The 18,892-nt window shown below is 47.7% G+C and carries 18 protein-coding genes; 15 read left to right on the forward strand and 3 right to left on the reverse strand.

All coding sequences use genetic code 11. From position 1 onward, the window contains the following. Positions 1-90 precede the first annotated feature (90 nt). From HMPREF9194_RS11185 to HMPREF9194_RS11200, 4 genes are read left to right on the forward strand one after another with little or no spacing between them, the layout of a single operon-like run. Complete coding sequence (locus HMPREF9194_RS11185) at positions 91-744, forward strand: hypothetical protein (RefSeq protein ID WP_156828036.1); 654 nt, start codon at positions 91-93, stop codon at positions 742-744. Beyond that, on the forward strand, positions 741-2,171 hold the full coding sequence (gene trkA, locus HMPREF9194_RS11190) for a Trk system potassium transporter TrkA (protein ID WP_016526487.1): 1,431 nt from the start codon (positions 741-743) through the stop codon (positions 2,169-2,171). Before HMPREF9194_RS11185 ends, trkA begins: the two co-directional genes overlap by 4 nt. After that, the gene (locus tag HMPREF9194_RS11195; RefSeq protein WP_040846356.1) at positions 2,168-3,613 is read left to right on the forward strand and encodes a TrkH family potassium uptake protein; all 1,446 of its coding nucleotides are present in this window, start codon (positions 2,168-2,170) and stop codon (positions 3,611-3,613) included. The genes trkA and HMPREF9194_RS11195 overlap by 4 nt, the downstream gene beginning before the upstream one ends. Positions 3,614-3,622: 9 nt before the next feature. Beyond that, positions 3,623-5,128, forward strand: a complete 1,506-nt coding sequence (locus HMPREF9194_RS11200) for a CapA family protein (protein ID WP_016526489.1) — start codon at positions 3,623-3,625, stop codon at positions 5,126-5,128. Between the two features lie 3 nt (positions 5,129-5,131). Here HMPREF9194_RS11200 and htpG read toward each other — a convergent pair whose 3' ends face one another. Next, positions 5,132-7,159: a molecular chaperone HtpG gene (gene htpG, locus HMPREF9194_RS11205; RefSeq protein WP_016526490.1), complete on the reverse strand. Its 2,028-nt coding sequence runs from the start codon at positions 7,157-7,159 to the stop codon at positions 5,132-5,134. Positions 7,160-7,365: 206 nt separating this feature from the next. After that, entirely contained in the window at positions 7,366-8,262 is an 897-nt protein-coding gene (locus tag HMPREF9194_RS11210) for a helix-turn-helix domain-containing protein (protein WP_040846358.1), read from the reverse strand. 193 nt (positions 8,263-8,455) lie between these two features. On the opposite strand from HMPREF9194_RS11210, the gene HMPREF9194_RS11215 reads away from it, so the two are divergent. Genes HMPREF9194_RS11215 through rhaM form a run of 7 tightly spaced genes read left to right on the forward strand, consistent with a single transcriptional unit; the run spans position 8,456 to position 15,597 of the window. Further along, on the forward strand, positions 8,456-9,715 hold the full coding sequence (locus HMPREF9194_RS11215) for an L-rhamnose isomerase (RefSeq protein WP_016526492.1): 1,260 nt from the start codon (positions 8,456-8,458) through the stop codon (positions 9,713-9,715). Between the two features lie 21 nt (positions 9,716-9,736). After that, positions 9,737-10,519, forward strand: a complete 783-nt coding sequence (locus HMPREF9194_RS11220) for a class II aldolase/adducin family protein (protein WP_016526493.1) — start codon at positions 9,737-9,739, stop codon at positions 10,517-10,519. 1 nt (position 10,520) lies between these two features. After that, positions 10,521-12,044: a sugar ABC transporter ATP-binding protein gene (locus HMPREF9194_RS11225; protein WP_016526494.1), complete on the forward strand. Its 1,524-nt coding sequence runs from the start codon at positions 10,521-10,523 to the stop codon at positions 12,042-12,044. Further along, positions 12,041-13,018 (forward strand): ABC transporter permease, encoded by a 978-nt coding sequence (locus HMPREF9194_RS11230; RefSeq protein ID WP_016526495.1) that lies wholly within the window; start codon positions 12,041-12,043, stop codon positions 13,016-13,018. The genes HMPREF9194_RS11225 and HMPREF9194_RS11230 overlap by 4 nt, the downstream gene beginning before the upstream one ends. Position 13,019: 1 nt before the next feature. Beyond that, a complete protein-coding gene (locus tag HMPREF9194_RS11235; RefSeq protein ID WP_016526496.1) occupies positions 13,020-13,997 on the forward strand; it encodes an ABC transporter permease in 978 nt (325 codons plus the stop codon). Between the two features lie 55 nt (positions 13,998-14,052). Beyond that, positions 14,053-15,183: a substrate-binding domain-containing protein gene (locus tag HMPREF9194_RS11240; RefSeq protein WP_016526497.1), complete on the forward strand. Its 1,131-nt coding sequence runs from the start codon at positions 14,053-14,055 to the stop codon at positions 15,181-15,183. Positions 15,184-15,228: 45 nt separating this feature from the next. Next, positions 15,229-15,597: an L-rhamnose mutarotase gene (rhaM, locus tag HMPREF9194_RS11245; RefSeq protein ID WP_245540747.1), complete on the forward strand. Its 369-nt coding sequence runs from the start codon at positions 15,229-15,231 to the stop codon at positions 15,595-15,597. Here rhaM and udp read toward each other — a convergent pair. Then, positions 15,585-16,385 carry a uridine phosphorylase gene (gene udp, locus HMPREF9194_RS11250; RefSeq protein WP_016526499.1) on the reverse strand — a complete coding sequence of 267 codons (801 nt, stop codon included), beginning with the start codon at positions 16,383-16,385 and terminating at the stop codon, positions 15,585-15,587. The genes rhaM and udp overlap by 13 nt on opposite strands. A 71-nt stretch (positions 16,386-16,456) precedes the next feature. Here udp and HMPREF9194_RS12340 point away from each other — a divergent pair, with 71 nt between their 5' ends. From HMPREF9194_RS12340 to HMPREF9194_RS11265, 4 genes are all read left to right on the forward strand, one after another. Next, positions 16,457-16,618, forward strand: coding sequence for a hypothetical protein (locus tag HMPREF9194_RS12340; protein WP_016526500.1), 162 nt, complete (start codon positions 16,457-16,459; stop codon positions 16,616-16,618). A gap of 156 nt (positions 16,619-16,774) precedes the next feature. Beyond that, positions 16,775-17,701, forward strand: coding sequence for a DNA/RNA non-specific endonuclease (locus HMPREF9194_RS11255; RefSeq protein ID WP_211209560.1), 927 nt, complete (start codon positions 16,775-16,777; stop codon positions 17,699-17,701). 136 nt (positions 17,702-17,837) lie between these two features. Next, the gene (gene deoC, locus HMPREF9194_RS11260; protein WP_016526503.1) at positions 17,838-18,482 is read left to right on the forward strand and encodes a deoxyribose-phosphate aldolase; all 645 of its coding nucleotides are present in this window, start codon (positions 17,838-17,840) and stop codon (positions 18,480-18,482) included. Continuing rightward, positions 18,483-18,884, forward strand: a complete 402-nt coding sequence (locus HMPREF9194_RS11265; RefSeq protein ID WP_016526504.1) for a cytidine deaminase — start codon at positions 18,483-18,485, stop codon at positions 18,882-18,884. Positions 18,885-18,892: the final 8 nt, after the last annotated feature.

An 18,892-nucleotide genomic window follows, 5' to 3' on the forward strand; every position in this document is an offset into this window, starting at 1 on the left:
GAAATATGTAAAAACATGCAATGTACCCGTAGAATGCAGCGGTCGGACTGTCCGCTTTTATTTTTCGGTTTCTTGTGCTACAATCAAGGCATGAAAGGTTCGGAAAAAATGTCGGCGGAATCGTCATTCAAACAAAACCGCACAAATAAAACGGCGGCTTTAGCCGGTGCGCTCGGCGCGCTTACGGTATTGCTGACCGCAACGCGGCTCGGCTTTATTCCGTGGTTTACGGGGGCGGCAATCACCGTTTTGCACGTTCCGGTAATTTTGGCGGTTTGTCTTACCGATGCAAAAGGCTTTGCCGGTTTGTGGGCGGGCTTGGGTGTGGCCCTCGTATTCGGCTTGTCGTCTTTGGTGTATGCCGTCGTATCGCCGTCGGGGCCGATCGATCCGTTTTTTCAAAATCCGCTTATATCGGTTTTGCCGCGCTTGTTATTTGCGCTGTGCGTTTTTTTTCTGTACAAGGGACTTTCGTTTTTTAACCGCAGCCGCAGCGCCGCCGGCGATGTGTTGATTATCGCCCTTACCGCCTTTTTGGGAACGGCGGTTCACGCGTTTTTTGTGCTCGGTGCGTTGGTTATCGCCGGAGCAATACCGCCTGCTCTTATGTGGGCGGTTCTTGTGTCCAACACCCTTGCCGAAGCCGGCGCCGCCGTCGTTTTAACCTCGGCCGCCGCCGCATCTTTTAAAGGCCTTTCCAAACGAAAGGTTTCCAAACTTAATTCGAATGCGGGTGTCGAATGAAAATCATTATTATCGGCGCCGGGTTTACGGGCGTTCAGCTTGCCCGGCGCTTGATCTCCGAAAAGAACGACGTCGTCATCATTGAAAGCAACGAAGAAACCGTGCGCTTTGTTTCGAACCGCTTGGACTGTATGGTAATTCAGGCGACCGGCAATAATTTGACTACGCTCGAAGAAGCCGGCATTGCGAAAGCCGACGCCCTTGTCGCGGTAACCGAATCCGACGAATTGAATATGATAACCTGTTCTCTTGTCGATTCGGTGTATCCGAACATTATTAAAATCGCCCGCGTGCGTAATTACGACTACTATGCCGATATCGCCGGCAAAGAAAAAGAAATAAACCGGGAAGGCGGTCGTCCCTTGTACGGTATTGACTTTATGGTGCACCCCGACGTTGAAGCGGCCGAAGCGATTGTAACGGCCGTAGAACACGGAGCCGTTACCGAAGTCGTCGATTTTGAAAATTGCGATTTTGAATTGGTTTCTTTGTACATCGAAGAAAAAAGCCCGCTCGACGGAAAACGCATTCAAAATTTGCGAAAACTGACGTCGGCCGTCTTTTTGGTCGGTTTTATAGAAGAAGACGAAAAAACCTTTCTTCCCACCGGTTCTACCGTGCTTAAAGCGGGAAGCAGAATCGGGTTTGTGCTGCGAAAGGGCGATTTGCCCGAGTTTTTGCATCTGTGCGGTTCAAAAATGGACGTATTGAAAAAAATCGCTTTGGTCGGTGCGGGCAGAATCGGAACGGGAATCGCCGAACAGCTGATCGTCAGAAAAAAACATTTTTTTCCGTTTTCGTTTTTCGGTAAAAAAGAAAAAACAAGCCAGGAATTCGTTATAATCGAAGCGGATTCCAAACGGGCAAAAGAAGCGTCCGCGCGCTTTGCGTCGGCAACGGTATACAATGCCGACGTTACCGACGAAAGTTTTATAGAAGAAGAAGACATAAGTTCATTCGATTTGGTTATTGCCGCGACGAACAATCACGAATTGAATATGATTACGTCGGCATATATGAAAACGCTCGGCGTAAAAAAAGCCGTTTGTTTGGTGCAAAGCGGCAACTATGCGGCCATTGCACGCAATATCGGCATAGATGTCGCCGTTCCGATAAAAGACGCCGTTGTCGATACGATTTTAAGCCATTTGCGCGGCAAAGGCGTTACCGGCATTCATACGCTTGCCGAAGGCGAATTCGAAATAATCGAAGCCGTTCTTCCTCCGTCGGCGTCTGTGTTGGGCAAAGAACTCAAAGAAGTCGCCGTTCCCGGCTCATTCATTATCCTGCTTGTGCAGGAACAGGGAACAAAACGCTTTGTCGTTCCCTACGGGAATACGATATTTGAAGCCGGCGACCGCCTCGTAATGCTTACGCATACAAAAGACGTTCAGCGCACGATGGATTTATTCGGGGTGGGAAACTGATGTTTATTTCCGTTGTGCGTATTGTCGGCGTTCTTTTGGCGCTTATTTCGCTTACCATGTGTATTCCGGTTGCGGCCGCCCTCGTGTACGGCGAATACGCGCTTATTCCCGCTTTTGTCATTCCCGCCGCCGTATGCATCGTTTTTGAAGCGGTTTTATTTTTTCTTACGCGCGGTTCGGTTTTTAAGCTGAATTCACGCACGGGATTTATCGTCGTCGCTTTTTCGTGGCTGGGTGCGTGTTTTTTCGGCGCGCTGCCTTTTTTGCTGTCGGGCTGTATTCCCGCTTTTGACGACGCCCTGTTCGAAAGCGTTTCGGGCTTTACGACGACCGGTGCGACGATTTTATCCGAAGTCGAAAGCCTGCCGCGTTCGATCAATTTGTGGCGAATGCAAATGCACTGGCTCGGCGGTATGGGAATTGTCGCTTTAACCGTCGCGCTTTTGCCTATTTTGGGTGTCGGCGGCTTTCAGCTTATAAAGGCCGAAACGACCGGCCCCGAAAAAGGAAAAATCACGCCGAAAATTACGGTAACGGCGAAAATTTTGTGGTTCATCTATATTGCGCTGACGCTTGTTCAAACCGTATTGCTTATGTGCGCCGGCATGGATTTTTTCGATGCGCTCGGTCACAGCTTTGCGACCGTCGGAACCGGCGGCTTCAGCTCGCGCAATGCGAGTATCGGCTCGTACCGGAGCGTCGGCGCCGAATGGATTTGCACGATTTTTATGATTCTTGCCGGCGTAAACTTCAGTTTGTATTACCGCGTGCTGGTCGGCCGCGGCATAGAATTTTTGCAAAATACCGAATTAAAAGTATATGCCGCGGTTATTTTTATTGCGACCGTCCTGATCGTTCCGTTTATTATGCCGCAATACGGTTCGTTCGGAACGGCATTTCGGCATGCGTCTTTTCACGTCGCTTCGATTATTTCGACAACCGGCTTTTCAACCGTCGATTATACGTTGTGGCATCCCGCGGCGCAAATTGTGCTGTGCGCTCTTATGTTTATCGGCGGCTGTTCCGGCTCGACGGCCGGCGGCATAAAAGTTATCCGCTGGGTTATTGTAGGCAAGCAGATGGGAATCGAAGTACGGCGTCAGTTGCACCCGCACGGCGTTTTCAGCATTCATTTGAATAAAAGGGCGGGGCGAAAAGACGTCGTATACAGCGTTGCGGCCTTTATATTTTTGTATTTTTTTATGCTGATGCTTACGGCTATTGCCGCCGCCTGCGACGGAGCCGATGTTCTTACTTCACTTACGGCATCTCTTGCCCTCGTGGGCAATATCGGACCGGGCTTCGGCGCGGTCGGTCCCGTGCATAACTTCGGCTTTTTTTCGTCGGCGGCAAAATACTGGTTTTCTTTTGCGATGCTTGCCGGACGTTTGGAACTGTACACGATGCTCATTTTCTTTATGCCCGGATTTTGGAAAAAATAGAGAGGAACTATGTTCAATACAATACAAAAAATAATAAGAAAAAAGCGGCAAACGCTTTTTATCTTGGGAACACTGCTTTGTGCGGCCGCATTCACCCTTATTGTTTTACGGGCTTTTTTTCGGCCGGTACGCTATGTCGTGCATATCGATGACGCGCTTTTTGAAAAATACGTTTTACCTTTGCCGGAAAAAGCGGAACAAACGGAAAATCGGAAACTTCCTTTTACTTTTAAAAAACTAAGCGAAACGGCAAAACGAAACGGATTTTTCGGAAAAATAGAAGTTACGGCCGCAACCGTTCTCTGTGAAAAAAACATATTGCTTTTGGAGTCTGACCGGCAAGCGGACAATATAACAAAGTATCCGCTGGAAAAAACCGTTTTGCTGCCTTCCGTAAAAGCCGAATTCGAAAAGCAATCGGAAGCTGCTTCCGTTTTAAATCCGAATTTGTCCGTGAGCATAACCGAGCCTTCCGCTTTACCCGAAAAAAACCGCGCCCTTCCCGTTGACGGCTTATACGCGGGCGACGAAAATTACGCTCTTACGGTCAATACGTACGCTGTTTGCACCGTCTACTCGGAAGCGGTTGCAAAAGCGCTTGCCGAATGGTGCGAAAAAACCTTTGTTAGTCCCGAGGATCAAAAAACGTTATTTATAGCGGGCGTGGGCGACATTATGGTTGCACGCGGACTGCAGGATGTCTTAATAAATGATCCCGACGGGCTTAAAAAAGTGTTTTCAACGACGCTTCCCGTTTTACAAAGCAACGACCTTACCATCGGCAATCTCGAAGGGGTCGTTACCGAATCTTCCGCAAAAGCGAATAAAACGTATACGTTTAAGTTTAAAAAAGCCGTATTGCCATTTTTAAAAGACGCCGGTTTTAATTATCTTATGCAGGCAAACAATCATTGCTACGATTACGGCGAATCAGGCTTTAAAGATACGCTTGCCGCCCTTGACGAATATTCCGTTCCGACTTCCGGAGCCGGCTTGAATGAAGAAGAAGCCGCAAAGTTTTATAATACGGAAATAAAAGGACAAAAAGTTGCGGTAATTTCGTGCGGAGCCTTCCCCGTCGAACAAAGCGGCTTTAACGGAAAAACAACCGCCACCGCTACAAAAACGCGTGCGGGAATCTTATGGGAAGGCGAAACACTTTTAAAAAGCATAGCCGAGCAAAAAGCGAAAGGTAATTTTGTCGTAGTGAATGTACACGGCGGAGAAGAATACCGTTTTACGCCTACTAAACGCCAGCGCGCGCTGTATGAATCTTTTTGCGACAGCGGCGCCGACGTTGTGTTCGGAAGTCACCCGCACGTTTTGCAGCCGACCGAATGGTATAAAAACGGCCTGATTGTCTACTCGCTCGGAAACTTCCTGTTTAACGGTATGACGGAAATGTACGGTGCAACCGACAGCGAAATTGCCCGACTCGGTATTTACGACGGTAAAATCGTTTATGTTGAACTCTATCCCGTCAAGCTGGGGACATCCGGCGTTGCGTTAAAATAACTTTCACTTTGTTAAAAGCCGGTTCAGCTTTTTAACGAAATCCGCCGGATCTTTTAATTCCGCGCCGCTTACCAAAAGCGCTTGGTCCAAAAGTACGCCCGATACGTCGGCGATGCGCTGTTCGTCTTCGCAATCTTTCAGCGACGCGACCAGGGGATGTTCGCCGTTTACTTCCAAAATCGGTTTTACGTCGGCCAATCCGGCTTGACCCATCGCTTTCATCATCCGTTCAAGCTGGAGCGAGGGATCGTTTTCGTCTACGACAATGCAGCTCGGCGAATCCGACAAGCGTTTGGAAAGATGCACGTCTTTTACGCGATCTCCGAGCGCTTTTTTTATTTTTTCGGTAACCGGTTTGAATTCCTTTTCTTTTTTTTCGGCTTCTTTTTTGTCGACGCCAAGTTCTTCGTCGCTGCCTGCACGGTTGACGGCTTTTAAGTCGAAATCCTTATATTTACCCAGCGAGGGGAAAACGATGTCGTCGATTTCGTCGGCCATGATGAGAACTTCAAAGCCCTTCGCTTTGTATGCTTCCAAAAGCGGCGAATTGCGCAGGTTTTGTTCGTCGTTGCCGGTAATGTAATAAATCGCTTTTTGGCCGCTTTTCATGCGCTGAACGTAATCGGCAAAGCTTGTCCACTTGTTGTCGCCGGTTCCTTCGGGTGCGGTACTTTTAAATCGGATAATTTCGCACAGCTCGTCGCGGTTTGCAAAATCGGAATACAAGCCCTCTTTGAGCGGGCGGTTGTACTGCGACACAAAGGTGTTCCATATATCGGCTGCGGTTTTTGCCACCGCTTTTTTATCGTCTTTTCCGGCCTCGGCCTTTTTATCCGCGGCCGCTTTGCCGTCGGACGGCGCTTCTTTTTTGGCGTTTTCGGCCAGTTTTTTGAATTCGCTTAAAAGCTTTTTAACCGACGCGGTTTTTATTGCCGTTAAAATGCGGTTTTGCTGCAGAATTTCGCGGCTGACGTTCAACGGTAAATCTTCCGAATCGATAATTCCGCGCACAAAACGCAAATAAGGCGGGAGCAGTTCTTTTTCGTCGTCGGTAATGAAAACGCGTTTAACATACAGCTTTACGCCGCTTTTATAGTCGGCTTGGTACATATCGAAGGGCGCGCGTTCGGGAACATAAAACAGCGTCGTGTATTCCTGCGTTCCTTCGGCGTGCGTGTGCACGTACATAAGCGGATCGGCCGTATCGTGGGAAAGCGTTTTATAAAAGTTATCGTAATCTTCTTTTTTCAATTCGCTTTTCGGCCGCTTCCATAAAGCGCTTGCGCTGTTTATCTGTTCGGTTTTATTTTCGCTGCCGGTTTCTTTTCCCTTGTCGTCGTATTTTTTTTGAACGTAATGAAGGTAAATGGGGAAGGCAATGTGGTCCGAATAGCGCTTAACCAATTCTTCAACCTTCCAGCGGCTCGCATATTCCGAACTTTCGTCGTTCAGCGTCATAATGACAACCGTTCCGTGCGCATCTTCTTTATCCAAACCGTAACGTTTTGCGTCTTCAGAATCGGCCTTTATTTCTTCCAAGTCATAGGATTCGGTTCCCGTGCTCGACCAGCGGTACAGCGGGTTGAGCTTTCCGTCCGCCGTTTTTCCGGCTTTGCGCGTGATAACGTCTATGCGGGAAGAAGCCATAAATGCCGAATAAAAGCCGACGCCGAATTGGCCGATGAGGGCGGAATCTTTTTGAGCGTCTTTTTCAAGTTGTTCCAAAAAGGCCTTTGTGCCGGACCGGGCGATGGTTCCCAAGTTGGCGTTCAAGTCGCTTTCGTCCATACCGATGCCGCTGTCCTGTACCGTGAGCGTTTTTTTGTTTTCGTCAAAGAAAATATCGATGCGCGGATCAAAGCGAACCTGTTTGTATTCGTCTTTGGAGACCGTCAGATATTTGAGCTTATCCAAGGCGTCCGACGCGTTCGACACGATTTCGCGTAAAAAAATGTCTTTGTTCGAGTATAAAGAGTGAATGATGAGTTTAAGAAGCTGATTTACTTCCGTTTGAAATTGATGGGTTGCCATTACAGCACTCCTTTTTAAAATGAATTTGCGGAGAAATCCGTGTTTCCTCTAAATGTACTAAAAAACGGTTTTTTCGGCAACTTTGTTTTATCCGCGCTCAAAAATCCGACATTCAATACGGCGCGAAAATATCGGAAAATTTCGGGTTTTGAAAAACCCGAAATACGTATTTTATCGGCCTCTTTTTGCATATTTCAAATTTAGCTTTAACCCTGTCGTTTTTGCGCGCGGTATTCGGACGGGGTGAGGTTGGCGAATTTTTTAAACAAGCGCGAAAAATAATTGCTGTCGTTGTATCCGGCATCGAGGGCGATTTGCGTAACGGATTTATCGCTTTGAACCAAATCGTCGATCGCCGACAGCATGCGCAGTTTTTTTTGATATTCCGCCGGACTGCAGCCGGTAACCCGCTTGCACGTGCGCAGCATACTGCTCGCCGACAAACCGCTCACAAGCATTAAATCCCGCGAACTTATATTTTTAAGATAATTTTTTTCAATATAATCGACAAGGCGAACCGAGGCATTGTCGCCGGCTTGGCCGATGTTTTCATACGCGCGCACGCACAAAACCAAAAGCTGCAAAAAAAACGAGGTTGCCTGCGTTACATATCCTGCGGAAGCTCCGTCCGTTTCGCGGCGCATGGATTCAATCAATGAACGCGCTTCAAACGATTGCGCTTTGGACAGGTGAAAATGCAGCGGCGGGTTGTTTTCCGCCGTTTTTGTGTCCTGTTCGAACAAGGCGCCGTAACCGGCCGTGTTCCCTAAATGAAAGGCGTCCTGCGCTAAAAAAGCCGGCTTTATAAAAATATTCATAAGAACGAGGTTGTTCATTTTTTTAAAGCCGTGAGACTGCCCGGGCTTTATGCTTAAAACATCGCCTTCCCGAATTTCGTAGTTTCCGTATTTTGTCAAATGCATTGCGTTTCCGCTGTAAATATAGACGAGCTCGTGAAAATCGTGGCTGTGCACGGGAAACGGCGCCTGATTGTCCCGAAATTCAAGGTGAAACGGAATATTTTTTTCTTTCCAATAATTTTGGGCAAAAAGTCGATACATAACCGTTGACGAAATTGTGCTGTTTTTTGATTTTTTTGTCAAGGCGTGATGTCCGGATGATGATAGAATTTTACAACACACTGGGGATGTCTCAAAAGTTTGTTACTTTTTCGCCATCCCCGACGAGTTTTAAATTAAGTCTTTGTACGGTAATGACTTAATTTAAAACGTCGCATATAAAATCAAGGAAACTGTCCAAAAACTTCAGTTTTTGGACAGCCCTATAGGAGGAGAGATGAATCAAAATCAATTGTATGAATATGCAAAAGAAACATATGCGCAATACGGCGTAGATACCGAAAAGGTTTTACACATTCTCAAAGAAACGCCCGTATCGCTGCATTGCTGGCAGGGCGACGATGTCGGCGGTTTTGAAAAAGCCGGCAGCGAATTGTCCGGCGGGGGCATTCAGGTAACGGGTAATTATCCGGGCAAGGCGCGCACAATAGACGAGTTGCGCCGCGACATAGAAACGGTTATGTCGCTCGTGCCCGGCACCTACCGTATCAACCTTCATGCGAATTATGCGGATTTCGGCGGCAAAAAGCCCGTTGACCGCGACGCATTGGAACCGACTTTTTTTGAAAGTTGGCTTGATTGGGCTTTGTCGAAGGGTTTAAAAATCGATTTTAACTCGACCTTTTTTTCGCATCCGAAAGCCGAAGGTTTAACGCTGTGTTCAAAAGACAAGGGAATTCGCGATTTTTGGATTGAACACGCAAAGCGCTGCCGCGAAATCGGCGCCTTTTTCGGTAAAAAACAGGGCGATCCGTGCATTCACAATTTGTGGATTGCCGACGGCATGAAAGACCTTCCGGCCGACAGAAAGATATACCGGGAAATTCTGTGCGCTTCTTTGGACGAAATATATGCCGAAAAAATTTCGGAAACGTATTTAAAAGATTCGGTGGAATCCAAGGTGTTCGGAATCGGTACGGAAGCCTATGTTGCCGGTTCGCACGAATTTTATATGGGTTATGCGATAACCCGCGGCAAACTGCTTACCCTCGATATGGGGCACTTCCATCCGATGGAAAACGTTGCGGATAAATTGTCGGCCATTATGCTTTTTATTAAAGAAATCTTTTTGCACTTGTCGCGCCCGATGCGCTGGGATTCGGATCACGTGGTTATTTTTAACGACGAACTGCGCCTTATGTGCGAAGAAATCGTAAACAGCGGCCGCATGAAAGATATTCACATCGGCCTCGACTTTTTCGACGGATCGATAAACCGTATCGGCGCATGGACGCTGGGCTGCCGCTCGGCGCAAAAAGGTCTTTTGGCGGCATTGTTGCAGCCGCGCAGGCAGCTTACGCAAAGCGAAGACAGCGGCAATTATTTTGAACGCTTGGCTTTGTTTGAAGCGGCAAAAACGCTGCCGTTCAGCATTTTATGGAACGAATATTGCCGCCGCTGCGGAATCCCTTCCGACAGAGAAATGAGTACGCTGGTTGAAGCATACGATAAAGAAGTTACTTCAAAGCGCGTTTGAATAAAAGGCGGGAATACGAATATGTCCGAAAAAACGAATGAAGATATTTTGCGGGAACTTACGCAAATGTCGCGGAATTTGGGAAAACCCGAACGCGGTTTGGTTATAATCGGCGAAGGGAATACATCAGCCCTGCTGCCGGACGGCTCTTATTATTTAAAAGCCAGCGGTTTTGAAATGAGTTCCATAAGCGAAGACGGTTTTGTGCGGCTTAAAAAACAAACCGTTTTGGATTTGCTGGAAAAACAAAACGTTTGCGAAGATGAATTGAAAAAGCTTTTTAATGCGGCAAAGGTAAATCCGGAAGAAACAAAACGGCCGTCGGTTGAAGCTTTAATGCATGCGCTGTGCCTCAGCTATGAAGGCGTGCGTTTTATAGCGCACACGCATCCGTGCAATATAAACCGCCTTACCTGTTCCAAAACCTTTCCGGAAAACCTGCGGGGGCGAATGTACCCCGACGAAATTGTGTTGTTGGGAGAAGATTCGGTTTTTATTCCGTATACCGATCCGGGAATTCCGCTTGCGTGCGAAATAAAAAAACAAATCGATACATATATTGCCGAATACGGCAGCGTGCCGAAGTGTATTTATATGCAAAACCACGGCTTTGTCGCGCTCGGCTCTTCGGCCCGCGAAGCGGAAAACATCACACTTACGGCAGAAAAAGCGGCTTTTATTCGGCTGGGCGCGATTGTTGCCGGCGGTATCAATTTGCTGGATGTGCAGACGGTACGCCACATCATGAGCCGCCCCGACGAAAAGTACCGCAAAGCTTTATTTGCGTCAAAGGGAGAAAATTAAAGTGAGCGACAAAATCGTCCTTGAATTAAAAAACATCACAAAGGTTTTTCCCGGCGTTAAGGCGCTCGACAACGTCCGCTTCGACTTACGCGAAGGCGAAGTGCACGCGCTTATGGGCGAAAACGGCGCGGGAAAATCGACCTTGATTAAAGTTATTACCGGCGTTTATCAATGCGACGAAGGAGAAATCTTTTTCGATTCGAAGCCGGTTGTGATTAAAACGCCGCTCGAAGCGCAAAAGCTCGGCGTCGCGGTTATTTATCAAACCGTTACCGCATTTCCGGATTTGAGCGTAACCGAAAACATTTTTATGGGACAGGAACTTAAAAACAAGTTCGGCTTTTATAAATGGAAGGAAATGCACAAACGGGCAAAGGCGCTGCTCGACCAACTCGGTTCCGACATCGACGTTGAAGCGCGCATGGGTACGCTGTCGGTCGCAAAGCAGCAGTTGGTTGAAATTGCGAAAGCCTTATCCAAAAATGCGCGCATTTTGATTATGGATGAGCCGACCGCTTCGTTAACGCAGCACGAATGCGAAGATTTGTACCGGATTGTCGAAAAGCTCAGGGATTCGGGCGTTTCGATTATTTTCATTACCCATAAATTCGAAGACATGTATCGTCTTGCTTCGCGGGTAACCGTGTTCCGCGACTCGGGTTATATAGGAACCTGGCCGGTGAACGGGATTTCCAATGCAAAGCTTATTGAAGCCATGGTCGGCCGAAAACTGGAACAAATGTATCCGCCGAAAACCGCCGTTATCGGCGAAACGGTGTTTGAAGTTGAAAACTTAGGTCTAACCGGTTACTTTAAAAACGTTTCGTTTACCGTACGCAGGGGCGAAATCGTTGCGCTGACGGGGCTTGTCGGCGCGGGAAGAACCGAAGTTATGCAGGCGATTTACGGCGTTTTGCACCCCGATTCCGGATGCATGAAGCTGAACGGCAAAAAGATTGTATGCCGCAATCCGCAAGATGCGCTAAGGCAGGGAATCGGGCTGCTGCCCGAAGATCGGCACTTGCAGGGCCTCGTGCTGGACATGCCGATTTATCAAAACATTACGCTGTCTAATTTAATCGAGTACCGAAAACTGCACCTTTTCCTTAACCGCGCAAAAGAAAAAGCCGACGCGGATGTATTATGTAAAAAAATAGCGGTTAAAGCGAGCAGCGTCGAAACCGCGCCGTCTTTTTTGTCCGGCGGCAACCAGCAAAAGGTCGCGCTTGCCAAACTGCTGCGCTCCAAGCTGAAAGTGTTAATAGTGGACGAACCGACAAAGGGTATTGACGTCGGCGCTAAATATTCGATATATACGATAATGAACGAACTTGCGGCTTCCGGTTATGCGATAATTATGATTTCGTCCGAAATGCCTGAAGTTTTGGGAATGGCGGACAGAATAATCGTTATGAAAAACGGCCGCGTTACGGCGGAACTCGATCGCGGCGAAGCGGATCAGGAAAAAATACTGCGGGCAGCCATTACTTCCGTTAATGAACAACACAGGCAGGAGGCGGTATGAAGATAAAAAAACTGATTGATAACCGGCAAATAGGCTTATTGGGCGCGATTGCCGTGCTCCTTATATTGGCCGTTTTTCTGACCCCGTCGTTGTTTCAGCTCGGAACGATTCATTTAACGATACGTAACTACAGCGTTGTCGGCATTCTCGTACTCGGCATGATGGCCGTTATTTTAACCGGCGGCATCGATTTGTCGATAGGATCGGAGCTGGCCCTTTCCGGTATGCTGACTTCGCTGCTTATGGCCGAACACCCCGAAATACCCGTTTTGCTGCTTATTGTAATCGGAGTGGCGGTCGGGTTGCTGTGCGGTTTAATAAACGGCGTTCTCGTCGGGAAACTATATATACAGCCGATTATTGCGACGCTTGCAACGATGAATATTTATCGCGGCGCCACCTACTTCGTATCCGGCGGCAAGTGGGTTACCAGTTCGCAGTATACGGACTCTTTTGCGCATCTTTCCGGCGGACAATTCGGTTTATATAATATCATATGGTTTTTATTGGTCTTGTCCGTTCTTATGTCGATATTCCTTGCTTACACGAAATACGGCCGTCGTCTGTACGCGGTCGGAAGCAACGAAACGTCTTCGCGCATCGCGGGTATTAAGGCGTCGAACATAAAAATCCTCGCATATGTAATAATGGGCGGCCTTGCAGGTCTCGCCGGTATTTTATATTCGGCAAACTATAAATCCTTTGCGCCGAATATAGGAATCGGCATGGAAATGGACGTTATCGCTATTTGTGTTTTGGGCGGAGTAAGCATTACCGGCGGCCGGGGCAATTTTAAATCCGTTGTAACGGCGTTTATTATGATGACGCTTGTGAGCGCCTTTTTAAGTATGCTTCCGGGCATGAGTTTGTGGACGAACGCTTTGCAGGGAAGTATTATCATCGTTGCCGTTATCGTCAACCTTTTGACCGAACGTATTGCGGAAAAGCATGCGCTTTATAGCAGGAAAATATAAAATGAGTACACTTTTAAAAAGAAAAGCATCTTTTTTTGTCAGCTGGGAAATGATACTGGTATACGTGTTCCTTTTGTTGAACGTTTTAATGATGGTATACATTCCCTATATTTATTTCGAACCCGGTTCGCTTGCAATGATTGTGCAATCCGCCATGATTCCGGCGATGATGGTCTTCGGCATGATTTTTATTTTACTGCTGGGCGATATAGACGTTTCCGTTGCATCCATAATGCTTATGTCCGCCATGGTGATGGGCTATGTGTACGGGGCGGTCGGCAATGCATTTATCGCCATTGCATGCGCACTGCTGACCGGTATGCTGTGCGGGTTTTTTAACGGCGTACTGGTTGCAAAACTGCGTTTGCCCGCCGTTATCGTTACGATTGCCTCTTCCATGTTGTTCCGCGGTATTGTAAAAGTCATTATGGGAACGGCGTCCTTGAATACGTATCCGAAATGGCTTAAAGTTTTGTCGTGGGATTCACTTGCGGGCATTCCGGTTTCACTATTGAGTTTTATTTTGGTCGGTATCGTTTTCGGCTTGCTTTTGCACGCGACCCGCTTCGGCCGAATCGTGTACGCAATGGGAAACAATGCCGTCGCCGCCGAATATTCGGGGCTTCGCACAACGAGAATAAAAATAGCGGTGTTCGTTATTACCGGCTTTATGGCGGGCCTGTGTTCGCTGTTTTATATCGGTTTGTATTCCGGTATCGATTCGAGCGCCGGAACCGGATTGGAATTGGATGTTATTGCCATTTGCGCGCTCGGCGGCGTATCTACGGCCGGCGGAAAGGGCAATATCTTCGGACCTCTTATTGCAACGCTGATTTACGGCTTCTTATTTTATATGCTCGGTTTATTCGGCGTTGAAGCGAATACGCGCAAAATCATCACGGGCTTGATTCTTATTATTACCGTGAGCTTGCCGATGATCAGAGATCGCATCGCTGCGCGCGTGCATAAAAACCGTTAAAAAGCATTTTATGCTTTATTAATATATAATCATAGTTTGAAGGAGGAATTTCACTATGAAAAAAGCTTTCGTTGTTTTGTCGTGCTTTATGCTTTTGGGCGCGGCAGTGTTTGCAAACGGTGCAAAAGACGGCGGCTCGGTAAAAGACGCGCACGTTTTTATGTTTAAGAGCACCGGGAACACATTCGGTACGCTGATGTATCAGGGCTTTCAAACACATATGAACAGCATGGGAGAAAAATGCGTAGACAAATCTCCCGCCGATACGACGGTTGCGGCGCAGGTTCAAATGATTAAAGAACTGATCAATCAGGGCATCAAATCGTTAACCATCTCCGTAAACGGCGATGAAGGGTTTGACGAAGTAATTGCGCTTGCCAAGCAAAAAGGCATAAAAGTAATTTCCGTCGACTCCGCATTAAAAGCAAGCCAGCGTGAAGCTCACGTTATTCCTGCAAGCCAGCAGGAAGTCGGCCAAGCGCTTATTCAAGCAGCCGTTTGTATTAAACTCGGCGTTCCGTATCCGAAAGACGGAAACATGAAAAAAGCCGCCGCAAACGCATTGGCATCTTATAACGGCAAAGTTATCAATTTGGGTATTTTGTCGGCCGGTGTTACGACGACCGTACAAAACAACTGGATTGCCGCAATGGAAGTCGAACTGAAAGATCCCATTTACAAGGGAAAAGTTAACCCCGTGCTTGATAAAAAATACGGCGACGACGATTTGACAAAGTCAACGACACAAGCCAACGCATTCGTTTCGGAAAACAAAGTCGACGTTATCATTTCTCCCACAACAGTCGGAATGATGGCTGCCGGTGAAGTATTAAAATCAAGCAAATCGGCTATAAAATTGACCGGTTTGGGATTGCCTTCGGAAATGAAAGCGTATATGCCTTCTTCTCCGAGCGACAACGAATTTGCAAGCGTATGCCCCTATATGTTCCTGTGGGACGTTATAGACTTGGGTTACACCGCCGCCGTTGCCGTGGATTCTTTGTGCAAGGGAACGTATAATTCCGCCGTCGGAAAAGAATTGAAAGTACCCGCTTACGGCGAATATCCCGACCGCGTAATGAAAACCATTCCCGATCCCGATGCTCCCGGCGGAACGCTGATTTCCGTAGGCGCACCGTATTCTTTCCACAAAGGCAATATGGCCGTGTGGATCAAGCGCTTATAATCGCGATAAGCATGTTGCAATAATCGATCGACAAGGCTGCCTTGAATGAGTTTTCTTTCGGGGCAGCCTTATTTTATGGAAACCTATCCTGTGAGGGAAAATATGGAAAAAGCTTTTAAAATGAAATTAAAGCCGGGCTGCAAAGCCGAATATAAAAAACGCCACGATGCCATTTGGCCGGAACTGAAAAAAGCCATCAGCGAGTCCGGCGTATACGATTATTCCATCTATTTGGACGAAGAAACGTTGACGCTCTTTGCCGTTCAAAAGGTAAAGCCCGGTTCAAATCCCGATAAGCAAAAAGACATGGAAATAGTCCGCAAATGGTGGGATATGATGGCCGATATTATGGACGTTAATCCCGATAATTCGCCCGTATGCACGGATTTACCCTGCATGTTTCACATGGACTGACGGCTGCCTTTTTCTTCGGCATCCTGCGCGATTAAAAAGCGCAGCGCTTCCACTGCGGCACGGATTGCCGTATCCGTATCGTGCACAATCGGATTGTCCATGCCGGCTTTGTTCCGTTCCTGATTGCCGACAACCGAAAAAACCGAACCGCAGCGTACGCGCAAATAATCGGCTACGATAAAAAGCGCCGCCGATTCCATTTCCGATGCCTTACAGCCCATGCGCAGCCACGCCTGCCATTTTTGTTCCAATTCGTAGCTGACGGGTTTCGTTTCCGGCTCGTGCTGGCCGTAAAAGGCGTCTTTGCACTGCACAATGCCGGCATGATAGACCGCGTTGAGTTTTTTTGCCGCCTTTATGAGCGCGTTTGTAACGTCCAAATTTGCGACGGCCGGAAATTCAATCGGAGCATATTCTTTGCTGGTTCCTTCGGCACGGATTGCGCCGGTAGCGATAACGATGTCGCCGCCCTTTACGTTTAAGTCCATACCGCCGCAGGTTCCTATGCGTATAAAAGTGTCGGCGCCGCAGCGTACCAGTTCTTCCATCGCGATGGACGCAGAGGGCCCGCCGATACCGGTTGAGGTAACGCTTACTTTTTCGCCGTCCAAAGTACCGGTGTAGGTAACGTATTCGCGGCTGTCGGCAATAAACTTCGGTTCTTCAAAATACTGCGCGATTTTTCCGCAGCGCTTCGGATCGCCGGGCATAATGACATAGCGTCCCACATCCCCCGGCCGTATCTGCACATGATATTGTAAACCGACTTCTCCCGAATAATTTTGCATAAAACCTCCCGTAAAAAACCGTATACTAAAATAATTTGTAAAAAGTATAATCCATGTCATGCCGGATGTCTATGATGAACCGAATCCTCAGCATAAAAAATGATATAAAAAGACAAAAACAAAGTGCATTTCTGCTCAAAAATCTAGGGCTTTCCGGGAAAAAGGGACTCGGCATGAATGAAGAATTAAAAAAATACCGTCTTATGAGAAAGATGGATTTTGCCCGCATATGACGGGAGGGAGGGGGCAGTATGGTGTAAAGTCAATAAGCGCCGCGTATCAGCAAGGCCCTGACCGCGAGGCGTTTTACGCGTTTTTCTCAGGTGATTTTGCCCAAAAAGCGTAACCGCGCCGCATGCGGGCAGAGGCATTGCTGTACACATCACTTTTTGCCGATTTTCATTCATACCGAATCCTTGTTGTATTGGCAAAAGAGCGCCGAATGTGCTATTGTTTTGCGTGAATCGAAAATGAAGAAAATCCTTTTTACCGCCGCGCCTCTTTTAATTCTGCTTTTTGTAAGCTTTGCCGGCCGTCCTCCTGCGGATCCTGCATATAGCGAAAACGGTTCTTTATATTTGGGAAATCCGAGCGGCGCCGTTCGGGACGAGCAAAATCATGCGGACAATTATCTTATGATAAAAAATACGTACGCGCTTTCGTACAACAATGCCGCCTTGCAGCCGAATTGGGTAAGCTGGCACTTGGACGCTTCCGACCTCGGCGATATAAAACGGCAAAGCGACTTCCGTGCCGACGACGAACTTCCCGATTCGTGGTACGCCGTAAAAGAATCGGATTACGGCTATAAAGAATACGGTTTCGATCGGGGGCATATGTGCCCGTCGGCGGACCGCTCGAAAAACGTTCGGGATAATTCCGAAACGTTTTTAATGACGAATATGGTTCCGCAAACGCCGAACAACAACCGCATTGTGTGGCGCTTGCTCGAAGAATACGAACGCTCGTTGGCGGCCGAAGGCTGTGAGCTGTACATTGTATGCGGGCAGGCGGGAAGCGGCGGAACTTCGGATAAGGGCTTTTTTTCCGAAATTCCCGTTCCCGATTCCGGCCGCGCTATAAAAATTCCGTCGTACGTGTGGAAGGTTCTTTTGGTTTTGGAAAACGGAACGGACGACCTTAAGCGTATAAGTGCGGATACGCGCGTTATCGCCGTTTTGATTCCGAACACGGTCGAATGCGCCGAAAAAAAGTGGCAGGATTATTCCGTGAGCGTCGATGCGCTGGAAGCGCTTACCGGTTATGATTTTTTTTCGGCCGTCCCCGATGAGATAGAACGGCAGCTTGAAGATTAAAGATAGGAAACTTAAAAATAAGATAAAGTGCCGGCCTTGCTTTTTTTGTGCCGTTACTTTCCCGCACGAAATGTGTTTTTCTACTAGGATATTTTCATAAAACATGCTATAGTAATGCAGTTTCGGGGAGAAAATTATGAAAGCAAACAAATTTATCGATCACACAATACTTAAAGCGGATGCGGTTGAAAAAGATATTATTCGTTTATGCGCGGAAGCCAAAGAATACGGATTTTATTCGGTGTGCGTAAATTCGTGCTGGGTGCCGCTTGCCGCGAAGGAACTGAAGGGCTCTCCCGTTAAGGTTTGTTCGGTTGTCGCTTTTCCGTTGGGCGCGATGTCGTATGCGGCGAAGGTTTTTGAAGCGAAAAACGCCGTGGAACAGGGCGCCGATGAAATCGATATGGTTATCAATATCGGTTTATTAAAAGATAAAAAATATTCCGAAACGGAAAACGAAATCCGCGCGGTTAAACAGGCGATAGGCGACCGCGTGTTAAAAGTCATCATTGAAACCTGTTATTTAACCGATGAAGAAAAAAGAAAGGTATGCCAGCTTGCCGTGTCGGCGCGCGCCGATTTTGTAAAAACGTCCACCGGCTTCGGTACGGGCGGCGCAACCGTTGCAGACGTACAGCTTATGCTCGACACTGTTCAGGGAAATGCCCTCGTAAAAGCGTCCGGCGGTATTCGCGACGCCGCTACCGCCGAAAAATATTTGAAAATGGGCGTTATGCGCTTGGGCACCAGCAACGGTATAAAAATCGTAAAAGGCGAATAAATGATTTCCGACGAAGATTTGGTAAAAGAGGCGTGCAAAGCGCGCGAAAAAGCGTACGTGCCGTATTCCCGTTTTAAAGTAGGCGCCGCCTTGCTTACAAAAGACGGCAAAGTATATCACGGCTGCAATATCGAAAACGCTTCTTACGGGCTGACGAATTGTGCCGAGCGCAGCGCTTTTTTTTCCGCCCTGTCGGACGGCTGCCGTGCGGGCGAGTTTGTAAAACTTGCCGTAGTCGGTCAAACCGATGACGTTATTTCGCCCTGCGGAGCCTGCCGTCAGGTTATTTCCGAACTTGCGGGAAAAGATTGTCAAATTATTTTGGCAAACCTGAACGGCAAAATCAAAAAAACCGTTATTGCGGAGCTTTTACCCGGCGCCTTCAGTTCCGCGGATTTATAAGTAAAAAG

The organism is Treponema maltophilum ATCC 51939, from assembly GCF_000413055.1.
GTDB lineage: Bacteria > Spirochaetota > Spirochaetia > Treponematales > Treponemataceae > Treponema_C > Treponema_C maltophilum.